This window comes from Phreatobacter sp., assembly GCF_027532945.1.
Lineage (GTDB): Bacteria > Pseudomonadota > Alphaproteobacteria > Rhizobiales > Phreatobacteraceae > Phreatobacter.
The window spans coordinates 57,944-82,729 of sequence record NZ_JAPZTZ010000023.1 but is presented as its reverse complement, the minus strand read 5'-3'; the positions used below and the strand labels follow the sequence as shown (position 1 = coordinate 82,729).

The window sequence follows — 24,786 nt, the reverse complement described above, 5'->3', positions numbered from 1 at the left end:
GGACGCACTTGCGCAATGCAGGGCACCAAAGACCGGAAGCGGACCGAGCCTCTCTTCTCAGCGCCCCCGTCTCGCGCAGTTGTCGAACAAAAAAGCCGCCGGTCGCCCGGCGGCTTCTGTATGCCCTCGCTCCGCAAGCCTCAGGCCGGCAGCAGCGGATCGATGACCTTGGAGAACTCGGCCACCGGCTGCGCGCCGAGGAAGCGGCGGCCGTTGATGAAGAAGGTCGGGGTCGACTCCACACCAAAGGCCGAGGAGGCGCGTTCGCGGATCGTGTTGAGCGCGTCGAGGATCGCCTGGTTGTTGAGGCAGGCCTCGAACTGCGCCTGCGTCATGCCGGCCTGGCGGGTGATGGCGGTGACGGCCTCGAGCGGGTTGCCGCCGAAGGCCCAGGTCCGCTGCTGCTGGAAGAACACCTCGATCAGCGCGAAATAGCGGCTCTGGTCGATGCCCTCGCCGGCCTTGCCGTCGGCGCCGAGCATGCAGCGGGTGAGCATGTAGACCGCCGCATCGAGCTGGTTCAGCGCGAATTCGCGGAAGACGAGGCGGACCTTGCCGGTCTCCACGTACTTCTTCTTCAGCTCGGGCAGGATCGCCGTGTGGAAGGTGGCGCAATGGCCGCAGGTCAGCGAGGCGTACTCGACGATGGTGACCGGCGCATCGGCCTTGCCGATGGACACATCACCGAGCGGGCCGGGCTGCATCAGCTGGGCGACGTCGACGGTCTCGGACGCGGCGCGGCGCTGGGCGAGGGCGAGGCCCGGGAAGGCGGCAACCAGGCCGAGGGCAGCGGCGCCCTCGATGATATGGCGGCGGGACAGCATGGGTGGGACCTCGTCTGGGGCCATGGACATGGAACAGGCCATAGACGTGGCAGGCGCGAGTGGCAACATCAGGGCCATACCGCCCTGGGCTCGCCGCGGTCACAGCCCCGCGAGACGCATCACATCAGCGCGAGGGTCGTCAGTTACGGGCGATGATCTCGCGCTCCTGATGCACCGGCTGGCCGGCAATGCCGTTGGTCGCCCGGCGGCGCATCAGCGCGGAGGGGCGGCGGTCCTTGAGGGTGGAGCGGCGGCGGCGGCGCGGCCCGGGCGTGCCGAGCATGACGGCGCCGAGGCGCGGGAAGGCCTCGCGCATGGAGCCGTCGGCCTCTTCCACCAGCAGCGGCAGGCCGAGCGCCTGGCCCCAGCGCTGCCAGTCGGCCACCACGTCATCTCCGCCATCGGCCGCGAATAGCGGCACGCTGAGGGCGGGATCGCGATGGACCATCACCACCTCCACCGCGTCGCCCGGCGCGGTCTCGTCGGCCAGCCGCACCACCACGCCGCGATAGGCCGAGACGGGCAGCTGCAGCTTCATCCGGGCGCCGCTCGCCGTGCGGCGAATGACGACCCGGTCGGCGAAGAGGTCGATGGAGCGCTGGCCGCCATCGGCGCCCCGGTCCGGGGCGGCGTAGCGGGCGGGTAGCTGGGCGGGATCGAGGCGCAGGGCCCCGATCCCGGCGGCGAGGACGCCGGGCTCTGTTTGACGCGACACGTTGCATGCTCCCTGAGGGATCTTCGGCAGGCTTTGCGCCCGCTCTCGTCCCTTCGATGGGAGGATCGTCGCAGCATTTCTTGTCGGACCGCTTAAGTTGGACGGTTAAGCGGACCTCAATCCGATCGGAGAAAGACGAGACCTTCCGCCATGCTTGAGAAAGCCTTGGGCGACGTGCTTTCCGCCGTCTTGCGCGGCAGGCTGAACGCTTCGTGAAGCCGGCTTCCTCGCGCGCCCTGCGCCTTGAAACCGCCGGCCGCGATGCCTACACCGGGTTCAGCCCTTAGGCCGACCTTCCAAGGCAGGTTCATGTCCGATCTTCTCGATACCGGCGCCCTTCTCGAGCGGGCGCGCCGCCTCGTCGACGCGGCCCGCAAGGCCGGCGCCGATGCCGCCGATGTCATGGCCCTGCGCGGCGTCTCGGTCGGCGTGCAGATGCGCGAGGGCCAGGTGGAGAGTTCCGAGCGCTCCGAGGGCGACGATCTCGGCCTGCGCGTCTTTGTCGGCCGCCGCTCCGCCTCGGTCTCCTCCAATGACCCGCGCGAGGACGCGGCGGCCCTGGCCGAACGGGCCGTCGCCATTGCCCGCGTCGCACCGGAGGATCCTTACGCCCGCCTCGCAGATCCCGCCGATCTCGCGACAAGCTGGGCTGACCTCGACCTCATCGACCCGGTGATGATGGCGGTGGCCGATCTCGAGGCCCTCGCCCGCCGGGCGGAAGAGGCCGCTCTCGCGGTCAAGGGCGTCAGCAAGTCGGGCGGCGCCAGCGCCGGTGCCGGCATTGGCGGCTTTGCGCTCGTCACCTCCACCGGCTTCGAGGGCGCCTCGCTCGGCTCCTCGACCTCCTTCTCCGTCACCGCCATTGCCGGCGAGGGCACGGGCATGGAGCGCGACTATGACTACAGCGCCACCCGTCACCGCGCTGACCTCGACGCCGCCGAGCTGGTGGGCGCGAGAGCGGGCGAGCGCGCCGTGCGTCGCCTCAATCCCCGCAAGGTCGACACGACCAGGGTGCCGGTGATCTTCGATCCCCGCACCGCCGCCAGCTTCCCCTCCTATCTCGCCTCCGCCGCGAATGGTCAGTCGGTGGCGCGCAAGACGTCGTTCCTGCGCGAAAGGCTGGGACAGCGCATCTTCAAGGCCGGTGTCTCCATCGTCGATGATCCGCATCGCCCGCGCGGCCTGCGGTCGCGCCCCTTTGACGGCGAGGGCGTGGCGACCAGGCCCCTCGTCCTCATCGAGGACGGCGTGCTGACAAGCTGGCTCCTCGACAGCGCCACCGCTGCCGAGCTCGGGCTCCGGACCACCGGCCATGCCAGCCGCGGCACCGGCGGGCCGCCCTCGCCGGGTGCGACCAACCTCCATCTCGCCGCCGGCACGGTCAGCCCGAAGGACATGATCGGCGCCATCACATCAGGGCTCTACGTCACCGACATGATCGGCTCGGGCGTGAACATGGTGACGGGCGACTATTCCCGCGGCTGCTCGGGCTACTGGATCGAAAATGGCGAACTCGCCTATCCCGTCGCGGAGATCACCATCGCCGGCAACCTCGTCGACATGTTCGCCAACCTGACCCCGGCCGACGATCTCGTCCTGCACCATGGCGTCGATGCGCCGACCGTTCTGGTGGAGGGGCTCACCGTTGCCGGACGCTGACGACCTCGTCCTGCGCGATCTCCTGGCCAGCCTCGCCGACGAGGCCGGCGCCATCGCCCTCGATTTCCAGCGGCGCGGCATGCGCACCTGGACCAAGGCCGGCGCCTCGCCGGTCACCGAGGCCGACATCGCCGTGGATCGTTTCCTGAAGGAGCGGCTCGGCGCGGCCAGGCCGCATTTCGGCTGGCTGTCGGAGGAGACCGCCGACAATCCGGCGCGGCTCGACCGCCGCGAGCTCTTCATCGTCGATCCGATCGACGGCACCCGCGCCTTCGCCGCTGGCCTGCCGGACTGGACCATCTCCGTGGCCGCGGTGCGCGATGGCCGCCCGGTGGCCGCGGCGCTCGCCGAGCCTGTGGCCGGCCGCACCTTCATTGCCGCCCGCGGCCATGGCGCCAGCGTTGCCGGCAGGACGCTGGCCGTGAAAGGTCGCGACAGCATCGACGGCGCCGTCGTCGCCGGGCCGAAGCCGATGACGGTCAAGGTGGAGCGCCATGGGGCCGTGGCCCTGCCGAGGATCCATTCGCTGGCGCTGCGTTTCGCCAAGGTGGCGGCGGGCGAGATCGATGGCGGCTTCGCCGGCGGCCAAAGCCATGATTGGGACCTTGCGGCGGCCGATCTTTTGGTGCACGAAGCGGGTGCATCACTCACCGGCCTCGACGGGACCGCTCCCTGCTACAACAGGCCGGTTCCGACGCATTTTCCGCTCGTTTGTGCCGGTTTTCCGCTGCATGAGCTTCTTCGGCGCGCTACCGCCGAGGATCGCCGCCGCGGCGTCACGACCTGAGGGGAATACCATCGCCATGACCGACACGGCACCCGCCAAACAGCTGCCCCATCTCGTCTTCGGCGGCGAGCTGACGAGTCTCGACGGGACCGAGTTCCGCGACCTGTCGAAGCTCGACATTGTCGGCATCTATCCGAACTATGCGACCGCGCATGCCGCCTGGAAGGGCAAGGCCCAGCAGACCGTGGACAATGCGCATATGCGCTATTTCATCGTCCACCTGCACCGCCTGCTCGACCCCGACGCGGCCTGACGGACGGCCGCCGCCGGTGTCCCTCCTCAAGCGCCTGGCGCGCTCCGAAAGGGTGCGCTCTGCCGCGGGCTCGCTGCTCGCCGGCTACCTGCGCCTTGTCTGGCGCACCGGGCGCTTCCGCCTCGATCCGCCCAACATCTACGACTATGCTGACGCCAACCTGCCGGTGATTTTCGCCATGTGGCACGGCCAGCATTTTCTCTCGCCCTTCGTCCGGCGGCCGGAATACCGCGCCGTCGTGCTGATCTCGCGCTCGGCGGATGGCGAGATGAACGCCATCGCCGCCGAGAAGCTCGGCATCCGCACCATCCGCGGCTCCGGTGATCACAAGGGCCAGTTCGCCCGGAAGGGCGGGGTGAGCGCCTATTTCCAGATGGTCGAGGCGCTCGCCGACGGCGAGACCGTGGCACTCACCGCCGATGTGCCGAAGATTGCCCGCCGCGCCGGGCTTGGCATCGTCATGCTGGCCAAGCAGAGCGGCCGGCCGATCCTGCCGATCGCGGTCGCGACCGAGCGGCGCATCGATCTGAAGTCCTGGGACAAGGCGAGCGTCAATCTGCCCTTCTCCCGCGGCGCCGCCGTCGCCGGGCCGCCGATCTGGGTGCCGGCCGATGCCAACGCCGTAGCCATGGAGGCCTATCGGCAGGAGGTCGAGGCGGCCATGAACGCCGCCACCGAGCGCGCCTATGCCATCGCGGAGGGCCGCGCCGAGCCCGCGCTCTGGCCGGCTGAGGTTATCGCTGCCCTTGAGGTGCGCAAGGCCGCCGCCGAGTCCGCGCGGTCGCGTGGTGCTACCGGCGCGGATGCTGAGCCGGATGATCCGGCGCAGGACGCCCCGCAGGACAAGGCCCATGGCTAGCCGTCCCGCGCGCATGCCGGCGACGCTGCGCGCCTATGTCGGCGTCACTGCCCTCATGGGGCCGGCGACGCGCATCCTCGCCCGCCGCCGCCTTGCCCACGGCAAGGAGGATCCCGAGCGCATCCAGGAGCGCCGCGGCGAGGCGACCGTCGACCGGCCACCCGGCCGCCTCATCTGGCTGCACGGGGCGAGCGTCGGCGAACTCCTCTCCATCATTCCGCTGATCGGCCGGCTGCGCGAGCGCGGCGTCGCCGTCCTGGTGACGACGGTGACCCGCACCGCCGCAGCCCTCGCCGCCCGCCGCCTGCCCGAGGGCGCCATCCACCAGTTCATGCCCTGGGACGTGCCGGCCTTTGTCGATCGCTTCCTCGACCATTGGCAGCCCGACCTCGCGGTCTTTGCCGAATCCGAACTCTGGCCGAACCTGATCCTGCGCACGACCGCCCGCGGCACCCCGCTCATCCAGGTGAACGGCCGCATGTCTGAGCGCTCCTTCCGCGGCTGGCGCCGGGTGCCGCGCTCCATCGCGGCGCTGCTCTCCCGTTTCGAGCTCTGCCTGATGCAGACGGTGGACGATGCCCGGCGGGTCGAGGAGCTCGGCGCGCCGCGCGTCTCCACCACGGGCAACCTCAAATTCGACGTGCCGGCGCCGGAGGCCGAGCCCGAGGCGGCGATGATCCTCGCCCAGTCCATCGGCATGCGGCCTGTCTTTCTCGCCGCCTCCACCCACGAGGGCGAGGACGAGGTGGTGCTGGAGGCGCATCGCCTCATGGCGCCGCGGCTCGCCAACCTGCTCACCATCATCGCGCCCCGCCATCCCGAACGCGGCGACGCCATCGCCACCCTCGCCGAGCGGGTGGACCTTCCCGCCTGCCAGCGTTCGCGCGGCGACCTGCCGCGCCTGCGCCATGCCATCTATGTCGCCGACACGCTCGGCGAGATGGGCCTGTTCTATCGCGCCGCCCCTGTCGCCTTCCTCGGCGGCTCGTTGATCCGCCACGGCGGGCAGAACCCGATCGAGCCGGCAAAGCTCGGCGCTGCGGTGGTCCATGGCCCCCATGTCCACAATTTTGCGGCCGTCTATGCCGCGCTCCATGAGGCGAAGGGCGCGGTCGAGATCACCGATGCCGAAACCCTCGCGGCCGCAGCCCTGACCCTCCTCACCGACAAGCGGGAGCGCCAGCGGCAGCGCGATGCGGCGGGCGCGGCCGTGGCCGCCCTCGGCGGCGCCCTCGACCGCACGCTGGCCGCCCTCGAGCCCTATTTCCTCACCCTCGCCATGCGGGGCAACCGATGATGGCGGGCCGGTGAGGGCGCCCGGCTTCTGGTCGGACCCCGAGGCCCTGGCCGGCCGGTTGCTGGCGCCGCTCGGCGCGCTCGTCGGTGCCGTGACCCTGGCGAAGATGGGTCGTGATGGGGCTCGCGCCGCCGTGCCGGTCCTCTGCGTCGGCAATCCCACGGTGGGCGGCGCCGGCAAGACGCCCGCTGCCCAATGGCTCGCCGCCCGGCTCGCCGCGAGCGGCCAGCGCCCCGCCATCCTTGCCCGCGGCTATGGCGGCAGCCTCGCCGGCCCTCTCGTGGTCGATCCGGCCGTCCATGGACCTGCCGAGGTCGGCGACGAGCCGCTGCTCCATGCCCGCCACGCTCTCACCATCGTGGCGCGCGACCGGCCCGCCGGCGCGGCGCTGGCAGTGGCCAGGGGCGCCACCGTCATCGTCATGGATGACGGCTTCCAGAACCCGTCCCTCGCCAAGACCCGCAGCCTGCTCGTCGTCGATGGTGCCCATGGCGTCGGCAATGGCCGCGTCCTGCCGGCGGGGCCGCTGCGCGCGCCGCTGGCGCCCCAGCTCGCCCGTGCCGACGCGCTCCTCGTCATCGGCCCCGGCGAGGCGGGCGACGAGCTCGCGGCGCTGGCGGTGCGTTGCGGCCGGCCGGTGATGCGCGGCAGCCTGGTGGTAGAGGCAAAGGCCCGTGCCTGGCTTCAGGACCGCGACGTCCTCGCCTTCTGCGGCATCGGCCGCCCCGCCAAGTTCGCGGAGACGCTGGGGGCGGCGGGCGTGCGCAATGCCGTGCTCCGGCCCTTCCCCGACCATCACGCCTATACCGATGCCGATGCCGAGCGCCTGCTCGCCGAGGCCAAGGCCACCGGCCTGCCGCTGGTCATGACCGAGAAGGATGCGGTGAAGCTGAAGGGCTCGCCAGCGCGCGATCGGCTCGCCGCCGCCGCGACCGTCGTCGCCGTGACCCTCGTCGTCGACGAGGCCGAGGCCCGCCGCGCCGGGTTCTAGCGGGCGCCGGCGGCCTGGTGGCCGAACCTTTCGCGGTAGTCCCGCGGGCTCAGGGCGGTGGCGCGGCTGAAGTGATGCCGGAGCGCCGCAGTGCTGCCGAAACCCGACAGCCGTGCCACGTCCTCGACCGGAAGCGTTGTCGCTTCCAGCAGGCGCCGCGCTTCGTCCACCCGTGCCCCCGCCAGCCACTCCCCGGGCGATGTCCCCGTCGCCTCCGCGAATCGCCGCAGGAAGCTGCGCTCGCTGAGGGCCGCCTCCCGCGCCATGTCGCGGATCGTCCACCGGCGCTGGAGCTCCCCGCGCATCCGGTCCAGCAGCGGCGCCAGCCGGCTGTCGCGCCGCTTCGGCACCGGCCGTTCCACGAACTGCGCCTGTCCGCCGCTGCGATGGGCCGGCATGACCAGGCGACGCGCGACGCTGTTGGCGGCCTCGGCGCCGAAATCGCTGCGCACGATGTGCAGCATCAGGTCGATACCGGCCGCCGATCCGGCTGAGGTGAGCACACGCCCCTCCTCGACATAGAGCACCGAGGCATCCACCGTGACATGCGGCCGGGTTCGCCGCAGCGCATCCGCGTAGCGCCAGTGCGTCGCGGCACGCTTGCCGTCGAGAAGTCCCGTGGCGGCGAGAACGAAGGCCCCCGAACAGATGGAGGCGAGCCGCGCCCCGCGCGCATGCGCCGCCAGCAGGGCGTCGCGCAGGCGGTCCGGCACGGGGATGTCCATGCCCTTCCATCCCGGCATGACGATCAGGTCGGCTTCGCCCAGGAGCGCCAGGTCACCGTCGACCTCGACGCGCAGGCCGCCATGCGCCCGCAGCGGACCGGGATCGGCCGCAGCCGTGGCGAAGCGATACCAGCTGGCGCCCATTTCCGGGCGGGCGAGGCCGAACACCTCCGCGGCGATGGCGAATTCAAAGGTGCAGAGCCCGTCATAGGCGATGGCCACGACGAGCGGTCCCGTGGTGGCCGGAGCCGCGCGGCTGGCGGAGGAATCTGGCGCGATCTTCAGCATGAATGGCAATCGTGCCACTCGCACCGGGCGATGAAAAGCCGAAAAACAGGCCACGCACCAGCCGAGGAGGATGACCATGCCCAGCGCCGTAACCCAGATCCCCGCCGCTTCCGCAGCCGAAGCCGAGGCCCATTTCGCCGCCGAATTCACCTTCGAGACCGATTGCTGGGACGTTCACGACGCCCTTGGCAAGGGCGCCGACTTCGTGCTGCTCGACGTGCGCGGGCCGGCTCTTTTCGAGCGCGGCCACGTTCCCGGCGCGATCAATCTGCCCCACGGCAAGATCATCGCCTCCCGGATGGCCCAATGGCCGCAGGGCACGCTCTTCGTCACCTACTGCGCAGGGCCCCACTGCAACGGCGCCGCGCGCGGAGCCCTGCGGCTGGCGCGGCTCGGTTGTCCCGTGAAGATCATGGCCGGGGGGATCACCGGCTGGCTCGACGAGGGGTTCGCCCTGGAGGCGGGACCGGCCATGGCGACAGCGTGAGGTCGGCCCGGGGTCGACAGGCGCCCCGGGAGCCGAACGGGCCGTCAGGTCACTCGCGCGAGCAGGGCCTTGTAGCGCTCGGCATGGAGGCGCCGCAGCACCTGCGGCGGCCCGGAATAGGCCTCCTGCCTTGCGACGCTCCAATATTTCAGGTCGTCGAGCGGGATGGCCTCGCCGGTCACGGCACAGCGCACGAAGGTGCCGGGTCGGAGGATGCGGATGTCGGCGTCGAGATAGCGGACTTCTGCCTCACCATCACTCGGCCGGCCGGGGGACAGGCGATTCAGCATGGTGCCACCCTGATCAGCGGCCCGAGCCGGCGGCCGGATCCTGGCCGCTGTCGCGGCGGGCGTTCGGGGCCTGCGGATCGTCGGGACGGCGGCCTAGCGGCCCATAGGGCGCATCGGGAGACGCCGTCCGATAGCCGGGCGGCGGTTCGATCAGGCGACGTCGCGGCGGCTCGCCGGGAAAGGGTACGACCTGATTGTCGCGAGAGCCCCCGAAGAGAGAGCCCACCTGCGACCAGATCGGTGAAACCTGCATCTCATCGGCGGTGGCCGGACCTGCGATCTGCGCCTGCGATCGATCGCGGGTCGTGTCGACGACGCCGCCGCCGAACCAGCCGCCGCCCTGGCGGGCGCGCATCTCGGAATTGGTGAGGGTCCGCCCCTGGTCGTCGCGCACGATCGGCGCGCTGTCTGCAAGGCCTGCGGCGCGGGCGCGGGCCACATCCGGATCGTTCGGCCAGTTGCTGTTCCGGGCGGCGGCCGAGTCCTGCGGCGGCGGCAGGGCGTTGTTGCGCGGCAGCACCAGCGGGGCACGCTCGCGATAGTCGATGGGCGGGCGCTGACGATCGACCAGCCCGAGGCCGCTGAGCAGGCCACCCAGCATCTGGCGCTCGAAGCTCTGCTCTTGGGCCTGGGCATTGGAGCCCGCGGCGATGAGGACCGTGGCGAGCAGCGCGGTGCGGATACGCATCATCTCCGTCTTTCCTCGTCTCGGGGCGACGCCGGGCGCGCCCTCTCGCAGTCTCGTTTCGGGGGCCGCGCCGGGCGCAGGCCGCTCGCGACCCTCATCCCTCAGGATCATGCCGATTTCGAGGCATCGGGCCGACTACCGAGGAGGGACTCATACAGAAGCAGCGCGACCCCCGCAACGATGCCGACATCCGCGAGGTTGAAGACATACCACTGGAACTGCCAGGAGGCGGTTGTGATGTGGAAGGCGAAGAAGTCGGCGACGCCGCCATAGAGCACGCGATCGAGCCCATTGCCGATGGCGCCGCCGGCGATCAGGCCGAGCCCGAGCGCAGTCATGCCGGTCTCGGCGCGCCACAGCCACCAGGCAATGAGCACCACCGCCGCCACCTTGAACGCGACGAGCGCCCATTGGCCGGCCATGCCGTCCTGCTGGAACATGCCGAAGGAGACGCCGTAGTTCCAGGCCATGACGAGGTCGAGAACCGGCAGCACGGTGATCACCTGGCCGGGCACGATCTGCACCACCTGCAGCATGAAGACCTTGAAGGCCTGGTCGACGACGAGGGTCGCCACCAGCGCGATGAGGCCGAGCTTCAGGTGCTGCGAAGGGGTCACGGGCGCCGCCTGTTCAGTTGCCAGAGCCGAGGTGGCCCGTCCTGCGCTGCGGGTCAAGCTCTGTGCCCTCGACAAGCCCCGATCCAGTCGCCATAGGGACGTCACGCCCCTCGTCTGTCGTGCCGCCATGACCCACAAGCTCTACTTCGTCCGCCATGGCGAGACCGACTGGAATGCCGAAGGCCGGCTGCAGGGCCAGCGCGACATTCCGCTCAACGATGTCGGCCGCGTCCAGGCCGAGGAGGTCGGCGCCATCCTCGCCCGCCTCGCGCCTGACCATGCGGACCTCGCCTATTGGTCGAGCCCTTTGTCGCGCACCCGCGAGACCATGGAGCGGCTGCGCGACCGCATCGGGCTCCATCCGCCCGCCTACCGCATGGACGACCGGTTGAAGGAACTGTCCTTCGGCGCCTGGGAAGGCCTCACCTGGCCCGAGGTGGAGGCCCACTCGCCATCGCTCGCCGCCTCGCGTCTTGCCGACAAGTGGCACACCAAGCCGCCGGAAGGGGAGAATTACGAGGACGTGGCGGCGCGGCTCTCCGCCTTCCTGGCGCTCATCGATCGGCCGACGGTCATCGTTTCCCATGGCGGGGTGGGACGCACGCTCATGGCCCTGCGCGGCACGATGGACCGGACGAAGGCCGCCGAGGTCTTCGTCCGCCAGGGCGTCGTCTATGTCTTCGACGGCGACCGTTTCACGGTCGAGGGGTGACGCCGCTCAGTTGCTGCCGACGAGGCCCCAGAAACTGCGCGCCGTCGGCAGCCGCGGCTGGCCATTCGGCCGGTCCCAGGGGCACTGCCACTGGCTGGAGGCCACCGTCTCGTCCATACGGCTGGGGAAGCATTTCGGCCGGTTGCCGGGTGCCAGCGTGCCGCGGCTCTGGTGGATGAGCAGAACCCGGTCGCGCGTCTCGTCTTCGAAACTCTGGGCGTTGGCGGGCAGAACCGCGGCGGAGGCGGCGAGAAGCGACAGGGCGAGAACGGCAATGCGGGTCATAGCGGATCCTGAAGACCACGGGTGACACGGTGCGCAACGCACCGCCCCGATGACAACGCCGATCATTTCACGCGACGTCCATGGCGTCATTGCGGCGGTTCGGTCACCGATGGTCAGCGCGCGCCCCCCACCGCCCGGCCGAAGCGCAGGATGACCTCCTTGAGCGCCGGGTCCTCGAAGCCCGCGGCGACCGCCCCGAGCCGCGCCTCGTCGGCGGGCTGCCGCGGCTCCGCCTTCGGCTTGCGCTTGGCCTGCAGCGGGATCTGGGTCAGTCGCACGGCGGCGACGCAGCGCCAGCCCATGAAGGCGTTGACCCGCTCGACGATGACTGGGGTCAGGTGCTGGATCTCCAGCGCGAAGGGCGCCTCGACCCGCACATGCAACGTGCCGGGCTCCGGCTCGGCATGGTCGGCCGGCCGGCGCGGCCAGGCGATCTTGACCGGGGCGGAGCGGCGCGCCAGATCCTCCCCGACAATCTCGTCCCACCGCGTCACCACCTCGGTCGCGGCGAAGCCGGCCTGCTTCAACGCCTCGCCGATCGGGGCGGCGGCGATGTCGGCAAGCGGGCGGGGACCGCGGGGTCGGAAGGACGGGCTCTTCATGACGGTTGCCAGCCTAGCACGGTCCGGACCCCAGGCGGAGGGGTCGCCTGCGGCGGCGCTGCTCGCCTGGTATGACCGTCACCGCCGCCGCCTGCCCTGGCGCGCGCTGCCGGGCGAGACCGCCGATCCCTACAGGGTCTGGCTCTCCGAGATCATGCTGCAGCAGACGACGGTGAAGGCCGTTGCCCCCTATTTCGCCGCCTTCCTCGCCCGCTGGCCGAGCGTCGAGGACCTCGCGGCGAGCCCGGTGGAGGAGGTGATGAAGGCCTGGGCCGGGCTTGGCTATTATTCCCGCGCCCGCAATCTCCACGCCTGCGCCATTGCCGTGGTGGAGCGCCATGGCGGGCGATTTCCCGCGGACCTTGCGGGGCTCCGCGCCCTGCCGGGTGTCGGCGACTACACCGCCGCCGCCATCGCCTCCATCGCCTTCGACATCCCCGCCGCCGTGGTCGACGGCAATGTCGAGCGCGTCGTGACACGGCTCGAGGTCATCGACGCACCCCTGCCGGGGGCGAAGCCGGCGATTCGCGCCCGCGTTGCCGCCCTGCTCGATCCCGCTCGCCCCGGCGATTTCGCCCAGGCGACCATGGATCTCGGCGCCACCATCTGCACGCCGAAGAAGCCGGCCTGCGCGCTCTGCCCCGTGCGGCCCTTCTGCGCGGCGGCCGCCGCGGGCACCCAGGAGGCCTATCCGGTGAAGGCGGCGAAGCGCGGCGGCGTGCTGCGTCGCGGCGCCGCCTTCGTCGTGCGCCGCGCCGACGGGGCGCTGCTGGTGCGCACCCGCCCGCCGAAGGGCCTGCTCGGCGGCATGACCGAGATCCCCGGCACGGACTGGACGGCGGAGGGACCGGGGCGCGATCCCGCGCCGCCCGTCGCGCTGGCCTTCACGCGGCTCCCCGGCATGGTCAGCCACGTCTTCACCCATTTCCCGCTGGAGCTGACGGTTTTCCGCGCCGGGGCACCGCAAGGACTGGCTGCGCCGGACGGCTATCGCTGGATCGCGGCGGCGGAGATTGAGGGCGAGGCCTTTCCGACCGTCTTCCGCAAGGTCATCGCCCACGCGCTGCCGACTTGACCTTGCCGCCCGTCGGCGCGAGTCTCCCGCACCTTTGACGGAGACGTGCATGACCGACGGCCGACCCCCTGGCCTCACCTGGCGCTATGACCGGTCCGAATTGGTCGCCGATGGCATCGTCCATGTCCTCGGCGCGGTGGCGGCCGTCTTCGCTGCCGGCGCCCTGGTCGGTCTCGCGCTCTACACCGCCGAATTGCCCACCGTCACCGCGCTCTCCGTCTACGCCGCTACCCTGATCGCGGTCATCGGCTGCTCGGCGCTCTACAATATGTGGCCGGTGTCGCGGACCAAGTGGATCCTGCGCCGCTTCGACCACGCGGCGATCTTCCTGCTCATCGCCGGCACCTATACGCCGTTGATGGTCCATGTCGGCACGCCGCTGGCCTATGGCGTGCTCGCCTTCGTCTGGGTGGCGGGTCTTGCCGGCGCGGCCTTCAAGATCCTCGCGCCCGGTCGCTTCGACCGCCTCGCCGTACTCGGCTATCTCGCCATCGCCTGGAGCGGCGTCGTGGTGGCCCATCAGGTCTTCGTGAGCCTGTCCAGCGCCGCCATCGCGCTGCTGGTCACTGGCGGCCTCATCTATACGGCCGGCGTCGTCTTCCACTTGTGGGAGTCGCTGCGCTTTCAGAACGCCATCTGGCACGGCTTCGTGCTGGTTGCCGCCGGCTTCCAATACGCCGCCATCCTGAACGGCGTCCTGCTCGTCGCCTGAGGAGGCGTCCCATGACCCTGTCCGGCTTTCTCGTCTTCTGCGGCGTCTATGCCATGGCGACCTTCTCGCCGGGTCCGGCGGTGGCCGCCATCATTGCCCGGACGCTCGCTGTCGGGCTGCGCCGGACCGCGCCCTTCATCCTCGGCATCGTCACTGGCGACCTCGTCTGGTTCGCCCTCGTGGCGCTGGGCCTTGCCGCCCTCGCCCAGGCCTTCCAGCCGCTCTTTCTCGCCATCAACTATGCCGGCGTCGCCTATCTGCTCTATCTCGCCTGGAAGCTCTGGACGGCGCCGGCCGTGCCGCCCTCCGAGGCGCCGGAAGCGCGCGGCGAGGGCTGGAAGCTCTATCTCGGCGGCCTCGCCCTCACCATGGGCAACGCCAAGGTGATGGTCTTCTTCGTCTCGATCCTGCCGCTGGTGGTGGATCTCGCCAGCCTGACGCCGCTGCTGGCGGTGGAGATCGCCGTGGTCATGGCGGTGATCCTGTCCGTCGCCATGTGGACCTACGCGCTCGCCGCCGCCCGCGCCCGCCGCTTCATCCAGAGCCCCGGGGCCATGCGCCTCGTCAACCGCGGCACCGGCGCGGTGATGGCGGGCGCCGCCGTGGCGGTCGCGACGCGCGGGTAGTCCCCGCGCGCCGACAGGCGCTTGCCCCTCACACCGCGAAGAACACCGTCTCGCCCTCGCCCTGCAGGCGGATGTCGAGCGTGTAGGTGTCGCCGTGGCGTTTCGCGATGAGCGTGCCGCGGCGCGCCTCCGGCACCAGCGCCAGGATCGGGTCGGAGGCATTGGCCGCCTCATCCTCGAAATAGGCGCGGGTGAAGAGCTGCTTCAGCATGCCCCGCCCGAACACCGCGACGAGGATATGCGGCGCCTGCTCGCGCCCGCCGGGGCCGGGCACCTTGCCGGGCTTCACCGTCTCGAAGCGATAGGTGCCGTCGGCGCGGGTGTCGGAGCGGCCGAATCCCATGAAGCTGTTGCTCTGCCGCGCCCTTCCATCGCCGGGATGGGCATAACGGCCGTCGGAATCGGCCTGCCAGATCTCCAGCATGGCGTCCGGCACCGGCTCGCCGGCGCCGTCGAAGACGCGGCCGGTCAGCACGATGCGTTCGCCCGGCGTGCCGGCAGCCGCGACATGGCCGTCCGCCGAGACCGGCACATGCGGGTAGGCGGTGCCGGGGGTGAGGCCGTAGTGGAAGAAGGGCCCGACCGTCTGCGACGGGGTGATGCCCTCGGGGCGCGTGCTGTCAGTGCTCATGCGGCTCCTCCATGGGGGTCGCCTCGCGGCCGCGCAGGACGATGTCGAACTGGTAGCCGAGCGCCCATTCCGGCTGGGTCGTCTCGAGGTCGAAGCGGGCGATCAGCCGCTCGCGCGCCCGCTCGTCCGGAATGCCGTTGAAGATCGGGTCGAAGGGGAAGAGCGGGTCGCCGGGGAAGTACATCTGCGTGACGAGGCGCGACAGGAAGCTCGGACCGAAGACCGAGAAATGGATATGCGCCGGACGCCAGGCATTGTGGTGGTTCCGCCAGGGATAGGCGCCCGGGCGGATGGTGGTGAAGCGGTAGCGCCCGTCTTCACCCGTGAGATAGCGGCCGGCGCCGGTGAAGTTGGGGTCGAGCGGGGCAGGGTGCTGGTCGCGCACATGGACATAGCGGCCTGCGGCATTCGCCTGCCACAGCTCGACCAGGGCATGGGGCACCGGGCGGCCATCCTCGTCCAGCACGCGGCCGGTGATGATGATGCGCTCGCCGAGCGGCTCGCCGGCATGCTGCACGGTGAGGTCGGCATCGGTGTCGCGCACCTTGCCATGGCCATAGACCGGCCCGGTCAGCTCGGTGAGCGTGTGCGGCACGAGGATCAGTGGCTGCTGCGGGGCGCGCAGTACGGTGCTGGTATAGGCGGGGTGCAGGCTCGGCGGATGGGCGGCCGTGGAGTCGGTCGGCAGGATCAGGGCCATCGTCAGGGCTCCTCTCGGGCAGGATTCCTCTCGGGATCGTCGCGCCTGCTGTGCGCAGGTCTCGTTCAGGATGTGGCCGACGGGGGATCGACGGGCGCGGGCGGCATCACCGCCCGCCGCGGTTCAGGAGATGCGCTCGACGGCGAGGGCCACGCCCTGGCCGACGCCGACGCACATGGTGGCAAGGCCGTAGCGGCCGCCGGTCTTCTCCAGCTGATGCACGGCGGTGGCGGCGATGCGCGCGCCCGACATGCCCAGCGGATGGCCGAGCGCGATGGCGCCGCCATTGGGGTTCACGTGGTCCGCGTCCTCGGGCACGCCGATGCCGCGCAGCACGGCGATGCCCTGGCTGGCAAAGGCTTCGTTGAGTTCGATCACGTCGAAGTCCGACACCTTGATGCCAAGCCGCTCGACCAGCTTCTTCACCGCCGGCACCGGGCCGATGCCCATGATGCGCGGCGGCACGCCGGCCGAGGCGGCGCCGAGGATGCGGGCGCGGGGGGTGAGGCCATACTTCTTCACGGCTTCCGCCGAGGCGATGATCATCGCGGCGGCGCCGTCATTGACGCCCGAGGCATTGCCGGCGGTGACCGTGCCGGGCTGGCGGACGAAGGCCTTGAGCTTGGCGAGGCCTTCCGCCGTGGTCTCGGGACGCGGATGCTCGTCCTTGTCGACGATGATCGGTCCGGCCTTGCCGCCGGGGATCTCCACGGGGACGATCTCTTCGGCGAAATAGCCCGAGGCCATGGCGCGCCCCGCCCGCTGCTGCGAGCGCAGGGCGAAGGCGTCCTGGTCGTCGCGCGACACCTGGAACTCCTCGGCGACGTTCTCGCCGGTCTCCGGCATGGAATCGACGCCGTACTGCGCCTTCATCAGCGGGTTGATGAAGCGCCAGCCGATGGTCGTGTCGAAGATATCGGCCGCGCGCGAGAAGGCCTCGGTCGCCTTGCCCATGACGAAGGGCGCGCGGGTCATGCTCTCGACGCCGCCGGCAATGGCGAGGTCGATCTCGCCAGCGCGGATGGCGCGGGCGGCGGCGCCCACCGCATCGAGGCCGGAGGCGCAGAGCCGGTTGACGGTCATGGCCGGCACGCTGTCCGGCAGGCCCGACAGCAGCGCCGCCATGCGGGCGACGTTGCGGTTGTCCTCGCCGGCCTGGTTGGCGCAGCCGAAGACGATCTCGTCGATGGCGCTGGCGATCTGCGGATGGCGGGCGAGCAGCGCCTTCAGCGGCACCGCCGCGAGGTCGTCGGCGCGCACCTTGGCGAGCGCCCCGCCATAGCGGCCGATGGGGGTGCGGACGGCGTCGCAGATGAAGGCGTCAGCCATGGTCGTCTCCCTGTCGCGGCCTTGGCTGCCGCTCTTGTCGGTGCTTCTGCGGCCTCAGGCCGCGTGGGCGGCCTTGGTGCGGGTATGGAGGTCGCGCAGGACCGAGAGCTCCGTCTCGTCGGGAGCTGGCGTCTCGCGCACTTCAGCCGCGAACTTCACCGGCCAGCCGCAATTCTCCTGGATCTGCTCGCGCGTCACGCCCGGATGGATGGAGGTGACGGTGAGCTCGCTCGTCTCCGGATCGGGCTCGAAGATGCAGAGGTCGGTGATGAGCTGCGTCGGGCCGCGGGTCTTCACCCCCAGCGCCTCGCGCGAGCCCTTGCCCGTGCCATGGCCGAGCGAGGTGATGAAGGGCAGCTTGTCCATGAAGGCGCGCTGGCCCATGGCCATGATGATGAAGATCTGGCCGCAATTGATGGCGATCTCCGGCGCACCGCCGCCACCCGGCAGGCGCACCTTGGGGGCGTCATAGGGGCCCACCACGGTGGTGTTGAGATTGCCAAAACGGTCGATCTGCGCGCCGCCGAGGAAGCCGATGGTGATGCGCCCGCCCTGCAGCCAGTAGCGGAACATCTCCGGCACCGAGACGGTGGTCAGTGCCGTGTCGCAGAGCTCGCCGTCGCCGATGGAGAGCGGCAGCACGGTGGGGCGCGTCGACAGCGTGCCGCTTTCGTAGATCAGCGTGATCTTCGGCGCGTGGGTGAGGCGCGCGAGGTTGCAGGCCGCCGAGGGCGCGCCGATGCCGACGAAGCAGACGTCGTCATTCGACAGGAGCCGCGCCGCGGCGATGGTCATGATCTCGTTGGGCGTATAGGCGCTCATGATCCGCTCCTCGCTCATTCCGCTGCCATGGCGACGCGGCGGGCATGGGCCGCGAAGGCCTCCGGCCCCTTGGACAGCACGTTCTCTTCCATCCATGTGAGGAAGACCGCCTTGTCGCGGGCGATCTTGTCCCAGCCGATGTAGAAGGCGTTGTCGCGCTTGTAATAGCCCTGCGCGTAGGAGGGATGGGCGCCGCCCGGCACCACCGCGATGGCGGTGACGGTCCAGGATGGCAGGATCACCGCATTGGCGTTGCGCGGGCCGAATTCCTCGACCACCTCCTCGACGGTGACGACCGAGCGCTTGGAGGCCAGCACCGCCTCCTTCTGCACGCCGACGATGCCCTCGAGCATGACATTGCCCTCGCGGTCGGCCTTCAGCGCATGGATGATGGCAACGTCCGGGCGCACCGCCGGGACGGTGGCCAGTACCTCGCCCGTATAGGGGCAGGTGACCGAGCGGATGTTCGGATTGACCTTCGGCAGGTCGACGCCCTTGTAGCCGCGGAAGACGGCGAAGGGCAGGTTCGCCGCGCCCGCCTCGAAGGCATTGGCCATGGCGGCGTGGGAATGCTCCTCGATGGCGAGGCGCCCCGCCTCGATCTCCTCGCGCACCCGGTGCAGCGAGCCGACGCCTGGATTGCCGGCCCAGGAGAAGACGAGCTTCTTCGCCTGCCCCATGCCGACGATCTGGTCATAGATGATGTCCGGGGTCATGCGGATCAGCGTCAGGTCCTTCTGGCCCTGGCGGATCACCTCGTGACCGGCGGCATAGGGGATGAGATGGGTGAACCCTTCCATCGCCACGCTGTCGCCGGCGCGAAGGTTCGCGGCGATGGCGTCGTGCAGGGACATGAACGCGGCCATGCGGTCCGTCTCCTCGTCGTTTCCTCTGTGGCGCGACTCCTCGCGCCGGGCCGCGCGCCTGTCAAGTGCGATATGCGGACGATAGTGCGTTAAACGCACAACATGCGTCCATGCGGCGGCAAGGCGCGTTTGTTGGGCATGTCCGTGCGGGACCGCCCAAAAGAATCTCTGGCCGCGGGCTCGCGAAGAAAAAATCCGTGGCCGCCTCTTGCATGGCCTTCATGCCGAAAAGCCGGGCCTGGCGCTAAATTATGCAGGAATCAGAAGAACTCCGGATCATCCGGCCCGCAGCGCGGCACGCGTCTTGGGAAAAGACCCTATGGCACGCCCCTTGCCAAAGGCTAGGCTGCCCCCGCCGGGCCCCGGACAACAATCCAGGCCGCCGGTGCCGGCTTGCCGGCATCGGCAGGAACGGGCGGGGATCGGTTTCCGAGGGAGAACCACGACGATGGACCGCAGAACATTCATCAAGGCCGGCGCGGGCGCCGGGCTGGTGGCCGGCACGGCCGGCCTCGCCGCACCCGCCCTGTCGCAAGGGGCCGCCGCCAAGACGCTGCGCTTCGTGCCGCAGGCGAACCTTGCCAATTTCGACCCGATCTGGGGGACCCAGTACGTGGTCCGCAATGCCGCGGCCCTCGTCTGGGACACGCTCTACGGCGTCGACGAAACCCTCACGCCGCAGCGGCAGATGGTCGAGTCGGAGGAGGTCTCCTCCGATGGCCTCACCTGGACCTTCAAGCTGCGCTCGGGCCTGAAGTTCCATGACGGCACGCCGGTCCTCGCCAAGGACTGCGTCGCCTCCCTCATCCGCTGGTCGGCCCGCGATCCCATGGGCCTGATGATCAAGGCCCTGCAGAAAGAGCTCGTCGCCGTCGACGACCGCACCTTCAAGTGGGTGCTCTCGGCACCCTATCCGAAGATGCTGCTGGCACTGGCGAAGAACAACGCGCCATGCTCCTTCATCATGCCGGAGCGCATCGCACGTACCGACCCGTTCCAGCAGATCACCGAGTATATCGGCTCCGGTCCAATGAGGTTCGTCCGCGGCGACTGGGTGCCGGGCGCCCGCGCGGTGTTCGAGAAGTTTGCCGACTATGTGCCGCGCTCGGAGAAGGCCTCCTGGCTCGCCGGCGGCAAGCGCATGCTGGTCGACCGCATCGAGTGGGTGATCATGCCGGATCCGGCGACCGCCTCGGCGGCGCTGCAGAACGGCGAGGTCGACTGGTGGGAGAACCCGATCGCCGACCTCGTGCCGGTGCTCCGCCGCAACCGCAACATCCGTGTCGATATCGGCGATCCGCTCGGCAATATCGGCGCCTTCCGTCTCAACCACCTGCATCCGCCCTTCAACGACGTGCGCGCCCGCCGGGCGATCCTCGCCGCGCTCGACCAGGAGGAGTTCATGCGGGCCATCGTCGGCTCCGACGACAGCCTGTGGAAGCCGCTGCCGGGCTTCTTCACTCCGGGCACGCCGCTCTACACCGAGGAAGGCGGCGACATCCTCAAGGGTCCGCGCAACATCGAGCTGGCCAAGCGCCTGCTCGCCGAGAGCGGCTACAAGGGCGAGCCGGTGACCATGGTGGTGGCGCAGGACCAGCCGGTGACCAAGGCGCAGGGCGACGTCGCCCACCAGCTCCTGAAGCGCATCGGCATGAATGTCGACTTCGTCGCCACCGACTGGGGCACGACCGGCCAGCGCCGCGCGCTGAAGACGCCTCCGGCCCAGGGCGGCTGGAACATCTTCTTCTCCTGGCATGCCGGCGCCGACTGCACCAACCCGGCCGGCTACACGGCCATCCGCGCCAATGGCGACCGTGCCTGGTTCGGCTGGCCGGACATCCCGGAGGTTGAGAGGCAGGTCACCGCCTGGTTCGACGCCAAGAACCTGGACGAGGAGAAGGCCGCCATCCGTGCCCTCAACAAGGCCGCGGTGGAGAACGTCGTCTTCGTGCCGCCGGGCTTCTTCCTCACCTACACCGCCTGGCGCAGCAATGTGACCGGCATCACGAAGGGCCCGCTGCCCTTCTTCTGGGACGTCGCCAAGGCCTGACGGCAGGGCCGCGCATCCCCTGACACTCCTCCTGCCGGGGGCGGTCCGCCGCCCCCGGCCCCACATGTGAGATTCCCCGCCGATGTTCGTCTATGTCGTCCGCCGCATCCTCGCGACGATCCCGGTCATGGCCGTGGTGGCACTCTTCGTCTTCTCGTTGCTCTACATTGCCCCCGGCGACCCCGCGGCGGTGATCGCCGGCGACCAGGCGACGCCGGAGGATGTTGAGAAGATCCGCCGCTCGCTCGGCCTCGACCGGCCCTTCGTCATCCGCTTCGGCGAATGGGTCTGGCAGATCGCCCGTTTCGACCTCGGCACCTCCATCTTCACCGGCCTGCCGGTGACCCAGCTCATCGCCCAGCGCCTCGAGCCGACGCTGTCACTGATGGTGGTGACGCTGATCATCGCGGTGAGCATCGCCGTTCCGCTCGGCGTCCTGGCCGCCTGGAAAGCCGGTACGATCATCGACCGCACCATCATGGGCTTCGCCGTCTTCGGCTTTTCCGTGCCGGTCTTCGTGGTCGGCTATATCCTCGCCTATGTCTTCGCCCTCGAGCTCGACTGGCTGCCCGTCCAGGGCTACACGCCGATCTCCCGCGGCTTCTGGCCATGGCTGGAGAACCTGATCCTGCCCTCCATCGCGCTGGGCATGGTCTATATCGCGCTCATCGCCCGCATCACCCGCGCCACGATGATGGAGGTCCTCCAGCAGGACTACATCCGCACGGCCCGCGCCAAAGGCCTGTCCCAGCGCACGGTGCTTTTCCTCCACGCGCTTAAGAACGCCGCCGTGCCGGTCATCACCGTCATCGGCATCGGCGTCGCGCTGCTCATCGGCGGCGCGGTGGTCACCGAGAGCGTCTTCGCCATTCCCGGCCTCGGCCGCCTCACCGTCGATGCGATCCTGAGGCGCGACTATCCGGTCATCCAGGGCCTCGTCCTGCTGTTCTCCTTCATCTACGTCCTCGTCAACCTCGCCGTTGACCTCGTCTACACGCTCGTCGATCCGAGGATCCGCTATTGACAGTGCAGAGCCCCACCACCGTTCCCGCCGACGAGGCGCCGAAGCGCGTCGGCCTGTGGCGCCTTGTGCGCCGCTATCCGACCATCGCGATCGGCTCGACCATCCTCGTCTCGATCATCCTCGTCGCCATCTTCGCGCCCTTCCTCGGCACCGTTGACCCGACGGCGATCTCGACGCGCATGCGCACCCGCGAGCCCTCGGCGCAGTTCTGGTTCGGCACCGACATGCTCGGCCGCGACATCTATTCCCGCGTGCTCTACGGCGCCCGCGTCTCGCTGGTGGTCGGCTTCTCGGTCGCCATCCTTGCCTCAGTGATCGGTCTGACCATTGGCCTCATCGCCGGTTTCATCCGCAAGGCGGACGCCATCATCATGCGGGTGATGGACGGCATCATGTCGATCCCCTCCATCCTGCTCGCCATCGCGCTGATGGCGCTGACCCGCGGCTCGGTCGGCAACGTCATCCTCGCCATCACCATTGCCGAGATCCCGCGCGTCTCGCGCCTCGTCCGCGGCGTGGTGCTGAGCCTGCGCGAGCAGCCCTATGTGGATGCGGCGGTGGCCGCCGGCACCTCGACGCCGGTCATCATCGTCAAGCATATCCTGCCGAACACGCTGGCGCCGATCATCGTCCAGGCGACCTATATCTGCGCCGCCGCCATGATCACCGAGGCGATCCTGTCCTTCATCGGCGCCGGCACCCCGCCGATCATCCCGTCCTGGGGCAACATCATGGCCGAGGGCCGGGCACTCTGGCAGGTGAAGTTCTACATCGTGCTCTTCCCGGCGCTCTTCCTGTCGGTCACCGTGCTCGCCGTGAACCTCCTCGGCGACGGCTTGCGCGACGCGCTCGATCCGCGGCTGGCCAAGACGATCTGAGTCTCAGGGCAAGCGTCCTGAAAACACGAACGGCGCGGGATTGCTCCCGCGCCGTTCGCTTTTGGAAGGATGGGACAGGCCTCAGCCGCCGGAGATGCGCTCCACATCGGCGCCGACCGCCGAGAGCTTGGTCTCCAGCCGCTCGAAGCCGCGGTCGAGGTGATAGACGCGGTTGACCATGGTCTCGCCCTGCGCGGCCAGCGCGGCGATGACGAGCGACACCGAGGCGCGCAGGTCGGTCGCCATGACCGGTGCGCCCTTCAGCGTGTCGACGCCCTCGATGGTGGCGGTCTGGCCGTCGAGATGGATATGAGCGCCGAGGCGGGCCAGCTCCTGCACATGCATGAAGCGGTTCTCGAAGATCGTCTCGGTGATGCGCGAGGTACCCTTGGCGCGGGTCATGAGGCCCATGAGCTGGGCCTGGAGGTCGGTCGGGAAACCCGGATAGGGATCGGTCGTCACCGACACAGGCGAAAGGCCGTGGCCGTTGCGCTTCACCCGGATGCCCGCGTTGGTCGAGGAGATCTCGGCGCCGGCCTCGACCAGCACGTCGAGCGCCGACTGAAGCAGCTCGGGCCGCGCACCCTCCAGCAGCACGTCGCCGCCGGCCATGGCGACGCACATGGCATAGGTTCCGGTCTCGATGCGGTCGGCCACCACGGCGTGGTGCGCGCCGCGCAGGCGCGTCACGCCCGTCACCTCGATGGTCGGGCTGCCATGGCCCTTGATGCGTGCGCCCATCTTGATGAGGCAGTCGGCCAGATCCACGATCTCCGGCTCGCGCGCGGCATTGTGGATCACCGTCGTGCCCTCGGCGAGGGAGGCGGCCATCAGCGCCACATGCGTGCCGCCGACCGTCACCTTCGGGAAATCGATCTCGGCGCCCCTCAGGCCCTTCTCGGCCGAGACGACAGCATATCCGGCATCGATGTCGATGGTCGCGCCGAGGCGCTCCAGCGCCATGAGCAGCAGGTCCACCGGCCGCGTACCGATGGCGCAGCCGCCCGGCAGAGACACCTTGGCCCGGCCCATGCGGGCGAGCAGCGGCGCGATCACCCAGAAGCTGGCGCGCATCGTGGAGACCAGCTCATAGGGCGCCGTCGTGTCGACGATGGAGCGGGCATTGAGACGCACGGTCTGGCCGGTCAGCACCTCGTCGCCGTTGCGCTTGCCGGCGATGGTCACGTCAACGCCGTGATTGCCGAGGATGCGGGCGAGGTTCGACACGTCGGAGAGGCGCGGCACATTGGCCAGCGTCAGCTCGTCCTCGGTGAGCAGCGAGGCGATCATCAGCGGCAGGGCGGCGTTCTTCGCCCCGGAAATCGGAATCGTGCCGTGAAGCGGGCGTCCACCCGTGATGCGGATGCGGTCCATGCGGAACTCCTCGGAGGGAGGGCTCGCCGTCGCGGCGCCCGCCGTCGAATCGCCCGGCGGGGTTTCTGGAGCATGCCGCCGCGGCCGAGCCATCGTCTAGCCGACCAAGGGGGGCGAAACAAGGAAGGCTCTGCGGCGCAAATCGGGCCGGTGCCAGGCCACCGCCCGGGAGGGCGGCAAGGTTCAGCCGGCCTCGTCCTCGCCGGAGGCCCGGGCTTTCGCCTGCTCCTTGCGGCGCTTCAGGTTGGCGCGCAGCTGCGCCGCGAGCCGCTCGGCGCGGGGATCGCGCGGTTTTCCCGTCTCGCCGGCAGCCAGCGCCCCGCCCGCCGCGTCCGCATCCTTCTCCGCCATGCCCGCCATCCCGCTGCTCTCCGCGCGATCCTGCCGCCCGCCGGACGCCCCCGCAACGTCCTCTCCACCAATTCGCCCCGCCGCCCTTGCATCCCGCCGCACCCTGTGGCAGGAACGCGCCTCGTTCGCACCGCGCACCGCTTGGACGCGCGTCGGGCCTCGCTGCGGTAGCTCAGTGGTAGAGCACTCCCTTGGTAAGGGAGAGGTCGAGAGTTCAATCCTCTCTCGCAGCACCATCTCCTTCTCGACTGAAGGGCGCTTGAGACGTT

The 24,786-nt window shown here is 69.9% G+C and carries 30 protein-coding genes and 1 tRNA gene; 15 read left to right on the top strand and 16 right to left on the bottom strand.

Annotated elements, in window-relative coordinates:
- Window positions 1-140 precede the first annotated feature (140 nt).
- The 3 genes from O9344_RS17070 to O9344_RS17060 all read right to left on the bottom strand — a co-directional run bounded on the left by O9344_RS17070 (window position 141) and on the right by O9344_RS17060 (window position 1,850).
- On the bottom strand, window positions 141-824 hold the full coding sequence (locus O9344_RS17070; protein WP_298480084.1) for a DsbA family protein: 684 nt from the start codon (window positions 822-824) through the stop codon (window positions 141-143).
- A 139-nt stretch (window positions 825-963) separates the two neighbouring features.
- On the bottom strand, window positions 964-1,539 hold the full coding sequence (locus O9344_RS17065; RefSeq protein WP_298480079.1) for a DUF6101 family protein: 576 nt from the start codon (window positions 1,537-1,539) through the stop codon (window positions 964-966).
- 116 nt (window positions 1,540-1,655) lie between these two features.
- Window positions 1,656-1,850: a hypothetical protein gene (locus tag O9344_RS17060; protein ID WP_298480074.1), complete on the bottom strand. Its 195-nt coding sequence runs from the start codon at window positions 1,848-1,850 to the stop codon at window positions 1,656-1,658.
- Between O9344_RS17060 and O9344_RS17055 the strand changes: the two genes are divergently transcribed.
- Genes O9344_RS17055 through lpxK form a run of 6 tightly spaced genes read left to right on the top strand, consistent with a single transcriptional unit; the run spans window position 1,849 to window position 7,385 of the window.
- The gene (locus tag O9344_RS17055) at window positions 1,849-3,198 is read left to right on the top strand and encodes a TldD/PmbA family protein (protein WP_298480071.1); all 1,350 of its coding nucleotides are present in this window, start codon (window positions 1,849-1,851) and stop codon (window positions 3,196-3,198) included. The two genes, O9344_RS17060 and O9344_RS17055, sit on opposite strands and share 2 nt — an antisense overlap.
- Window positions 3,185-3,985, top strand: a complete 801-nt coding sequence (locus tag O9344_RS17050; protein WP_298480068.1) for a 3'(2'),5'-bisphosphate nucleotidase CysQ — start codon at window positions 3,185-3,187, stop codon at window positions 3,983-3,985. The genes O9344_RS17055 and O9344_RS17050 overlap by 14 nt, the downstream gene beginning before the upstream one ends.
- A 16-nt stretch (window positions 3,986-4,001) precedes the next feature.
- Complete coding sequence (locus tag O9344_RS17045) at window positions 4,002-4,238, top strand: DUF4170 domain-containing protein (RefSeq protein ID WP_298480065.1); 237 nt, start codon at window positions 4,002-4,004, stop codon at window positions 4,236-4,238.
- A gap of 16 nt (window positions 4,239-4,254) precedes the next feature.
- Complete coding sequence (locus tag O9344_RS17040; protein ID WP_363321950.1) at window positions 4,255-5,097, top strand: lysophospholipid acyltransferase family protein; 843 nt, start codon at window positions 4,255-4,257, stop codon at window positions 5,095-5,097.
- Window positions 5,090-6,394, top strand: a complete 1,305-nt coding sequence (locus O9344_RS17035; protein ID WP_298480061.1) for a glycosyltransferase N-terminal domain-containing protein — start codon at window positions 5,090-5,092, stop codon at window positions 6,392-6,394. Before O9344_RS17040 ends, O9344_RS17035 begins: the two co-directional genes overlap by 8 nt.
- Before the next feature lie 10 nt (window positions 6,395-6,404).
- Complete coding sequence (lpxK, locus tag O9344_RS17030) at window positions 6,405-7,385, top strand: tetraacyldisaccharide 4'-kinase (protein WP_298480058.1); 981 nt, start codon at window positions 6,405-6,407, stop codon at window positions 7,383-7,385.
- Here lpxK and ftrA read toward each other — a convergent pair.
- Window positions 7,382-8,398, bottom strand: a complete 1,017-nt coding sequence (ftrA, locus tag O9344_RS17025; protein ID WP_298480055.1) for a transcriptional regulator FtrA — start codon at window positions 8,396-8,398, stop codon at window positions 7,382-7,384. The two genes, lpxK and ftrA, sit on opposite strands and share 4 nt — an antisense overlap.
- Window positions 8,399-8,474: 76 nt before the next feature.
- Between ftrA and O9344_RS17020 the strand changes: the two genes are divergently transcribed.
- Window positions 8,475-8,885 (top strand): rhodanese-like domain-containing protein, encoded by a 411-nt coding sequence (locus O9344_RS17020; RefSeq protein ID WP_298480052.1) that lies wholly within the window; start codon window positions 8,475-8,477, stop codon window positions 8,883-8,885.
- A 44-nt stretch (window positions 8,886-8,929) separates the two neighbouring features.
- On the opposite strand, the gene O9344_RS17015 is transcribed toward O9344_RS17020, so the two are convergent.
- The 3 genes from O9344_RS17015 to lspA all read right to left on the bottom strand — a co-directional run bounded on the left by O9344_RS17015 (window position 8,930) and on the right by lspA (window position 10,480).
- The gene (locus O9344_RS17015) at window positions 8,930-9,175 is read right to left on the bottom strand and encodes a DUF2093 domain-containing protein (protein ID WP_298480049.1); all 246 of its coding nucleotides are present in this window, start codon (window positions 9,173-9,175) and stop codon (window positions 8,930-8,932) included.
- Between the two features lie 13 nt (window positions 9,176-9,188).
- Window positions 9,189-9,866 carry a hypothetical protein gene (locus O9344_RS17010; RefSeq protein WP_298480046.1) on the bottom strand — a complete coding sequence of 226 codons (678 nt, stop codon included), beginning with the start codon at window positions 9,864-9,866 and terminating at the stop codon, window positions 9,189-9,191.
- Window positions 9,867-9,970: 104 nt separating this feature from the next.
- Window positions 9,971-10,480 (bottom strand): signal peptidase II, encoded by a 510-nt coding sequence (gene lspA / locus O9344_RS17005; protein WP_298480043.1) that lies wholly within the window; start codon window positions 10,478-10,480, stop codon window positions 9,971-9,973.
- A 127-nt stretch (window positions 10,481-10,607) separates the two neighbouring features.
- Here lspA and O9344_RS17000 point away from each other — a divergent pair, with 127 nt between their 5' ends.
- Window positions 10,608-11,192: a histidine phosphatase family protein gene (locus O9344_RS17000; protein WP_298480040.1), complete on the top strand. Its 585-nt coding sequence runs from the start codon at window positions 10,608-10,610 to the stop codon at window positions 11,190-11,192.
- Between the two features lie 6 nt (window positions 11,193-11,198).
- On the opposite strand, the gene O9344_RS16995 is transcribed toward O9344_RS17000, so the two are convergent.
- Window positions 11,199-11,477 carry a hypothetical protein gene (locus tag O9344_RS16995; protein ID WP_298480037.1) on the bottom strand — a complete coding sequence of 93 codons (279 nt, stop codon included), beginning with the start codon at window positions 11,475-11,477 and terminating at the stop codon, window positions 11,199-11,201.
- Window positions 11,478-11,590: 113 nt separating this feature from the next.
- Complete coding sequence (locus O9344_RS16990; RefSeq protein WP_298480034.1) at window positions 11,591-12,079, bottom strand: DciA family protein; 489 nt, start codon at window positions 12,077-12,079, stop codon at window positions 11,591-11,593.
- Here O9344_RS16990 and mutY point away from each other — a divergent pair.
- From mutY to O9344_RS16975, 3 genes are read left to right on the top strand one after another with little or no spacing between them, the layout of a single operon-like run.
- On the top strand, window positions 12,078-13,154 hold the full coding sequence (mutY, locus tag O9344_RS16985) for an A/G-specific adenine glycosylase (protein WP_298480031.1): 1,077 nt from the start codon (window positions 12,078-12,080) through the stop codon (window positions 13,152-13,154). The genes O9344_RS16990 and mutY overlap by 2 nt on opposite strands.
- 49 nt (window positions 13,155-13,203) lie before the next feature.
- Window positions 13,204-13,866, top strand: coding sequence for a hemolysin III family protein (locus O9344_RS16980; RefSeq protein WP_298480029.1), 663 nt, complete (start codon window positions 13,204-13,206; stop codon window positions 13,864-13,866).
- A gap of 11 nt (window positions 13,867-13,877) precedes the next feature.
- Entirely contained in the window at window positions 13,878-14,492 is a 615-nt protein-coding gene (locus tag O9344_RS16975; protein ID WP_298480026.1) for a LysE family translocator, read from the top strand.
- Between the two features lie 28 nt (window positions 14,493-14,520).
- Here O9344_RS16975 and pcaG read toward each other — a convergent pair whose 3' ends face one another.
- The 5 genes from pcaG to O9344_RS16950 all read right to left on the bottom strand — a co-directional run bounded on the left by pcaG (window position 14,521) and on the right by O9344_RS16950 (window position 18,840).
- Window positions 14,521-15,123, bottom strand: coding sequence for a protocatechuate 3,4-dioxygenase subunit alpha (pcaG, locus tag O9344_RS16970; RefSeq protein WP_298480023.1), 603 nt, complete (start codon window positions 15,121-15,123; stop codon window positions 14,521-14,523).
- Entirely contained in the window at window positions 15,113-15,823 is a 711-nt protein-coding gene (gene pcaH / locus O9344_RS16965) for a protocatechuate 3,4-dioxygenase subunit beta (protein WP_298480021.1), read from the bottom strand. Before pcaH ends, pcaG begins: the two co-directional genes overlap by 11 nt.
- A gap of 123 nt (window positions 15,824-15,946) precedes the next feature.
- Complete coding sequence (pcaF, locus tag O9344_RS16960; RefSeq protein ID WP_298480018.1) at window positions 15,947-17,152, bottom strand: 3-oxoadipyl-CoA thiolase; 1,206 nt, start codon at window positions 17,150-17,152, stop codon at window positions 15,947-15,949.
- A gap of 54 nt (window positions 17,153-17,206) precedes the next feature.
- Window positions 17,207-17,974: a CoA-transferase subunit beta gene (locus O9344_RS16955; protein ID WP_298480015.1), complete on the bottom strand. Its 768-nt coding sequence runs from the start codon at window positions 17,972-17,974 to the stop codon at window positions 17,207-17,209.
- Between the two features lie 14 nt (window positions 17,975-17,988).
- The gene (locus tag O9344_RS16950) at window positions 17,989-18,840 is read right to left on the bottom strand and encodes a CoA-transferase (protein ID WP_298480012.1); all 852 of its coding nucleotides are present in this window, start codon (window positions 18,838-18,840) and stop codon (window positions 17,989-17,991) included.
- 448 nt (window positions 18,841-19,288) lie between these two features.
- Here O9344_RS16950 and O9344_RS16945 point away from each other — a divergent pair, with 448 nt between their 5' ends.
- The 3 genes from O9344_RS16945 (at window position 19,289) to O9344_RS16935 (ending at window position 22,792) form a co-directional block, all read left to right on the top strand.
- Window positions 19,289-20,890: an ABC transporter substrate-binding protein gene (locus O9344_RS16945; protein WP_298480009.1), complete on the top strand. Its 1,602-nt coding sequence runs from the start codon at window positions 19,289-19,291 to the stop codon at window positions 20,888-20,890.
- Window positions 20,891-20,972: 82 nt separating this feature from the next.
- Window positions 20,973-21,914, top strand: coding sequence for an ABC transporter permease (locus O9344_RS16940; protein ID WP_298480007.1), 942 nt, complete (start codon window positions 20,973-20,975; stop codon window positions 21,912-21,914).
- 2 nt (window positions 21,915-21,916) lie between these two features.
- Window positions 21,917-22,792 (top strand): ABC transporter permease, encoded by an 876-nt coding sequence (locus tag O9344_RS16935; RefSeq protein WP_298480095.1) that lies wholly within the window; start codon window positions 21,917-21,919, stop codon window positions 22,790-22,792.
- Window positions 22,793-22,873: 81 nt separating this feature from the next.
- Here the strand turns inward: O9344_RS16935 and murA are convergent, their stop codons facing one another.
- Both murA and O9344_RS16925 read right to left on the bottom strand, forming a co-directional pair.
- Complete coding sequence (gene murA, locus O9344_RS16930) at window positions 22,874-24,166, bottom strand: UDP-N-acetylglucosamine 1-carboxyvinyltransferase (RefSeq protein WP_298480004.1); 1,293 nt, start codon at window positions 24,164-24,166, stop codon at window positions 22,874-22,876.
- A gap of 183 nt (window positions 24,167-24,349) precedes the next feature.
- Complete coding sequence (locus O9344_RS16925) at window positions 24,350-24,517, bottom strand: hypothetical protein (protein ID WP_298480001.1); 168 nt, start codon at window positions 24,515-24,517, stop codon at window positions 24,350-24,352.
- Between the two features lie 161 nt (window positions 24,518-24,678).
- On the opposite strand from O9344_RS16925, the gene O9344_RS16920 reads away from it, so the two are divergent.
- A tRNA-Thr gene (locus O9344_RS16920) sits at window positions 24,679-24,753 on the top strand.
- The last annotated feature ends 33 nt before the right edge of the window (window positions 24,754-24,786 follow it).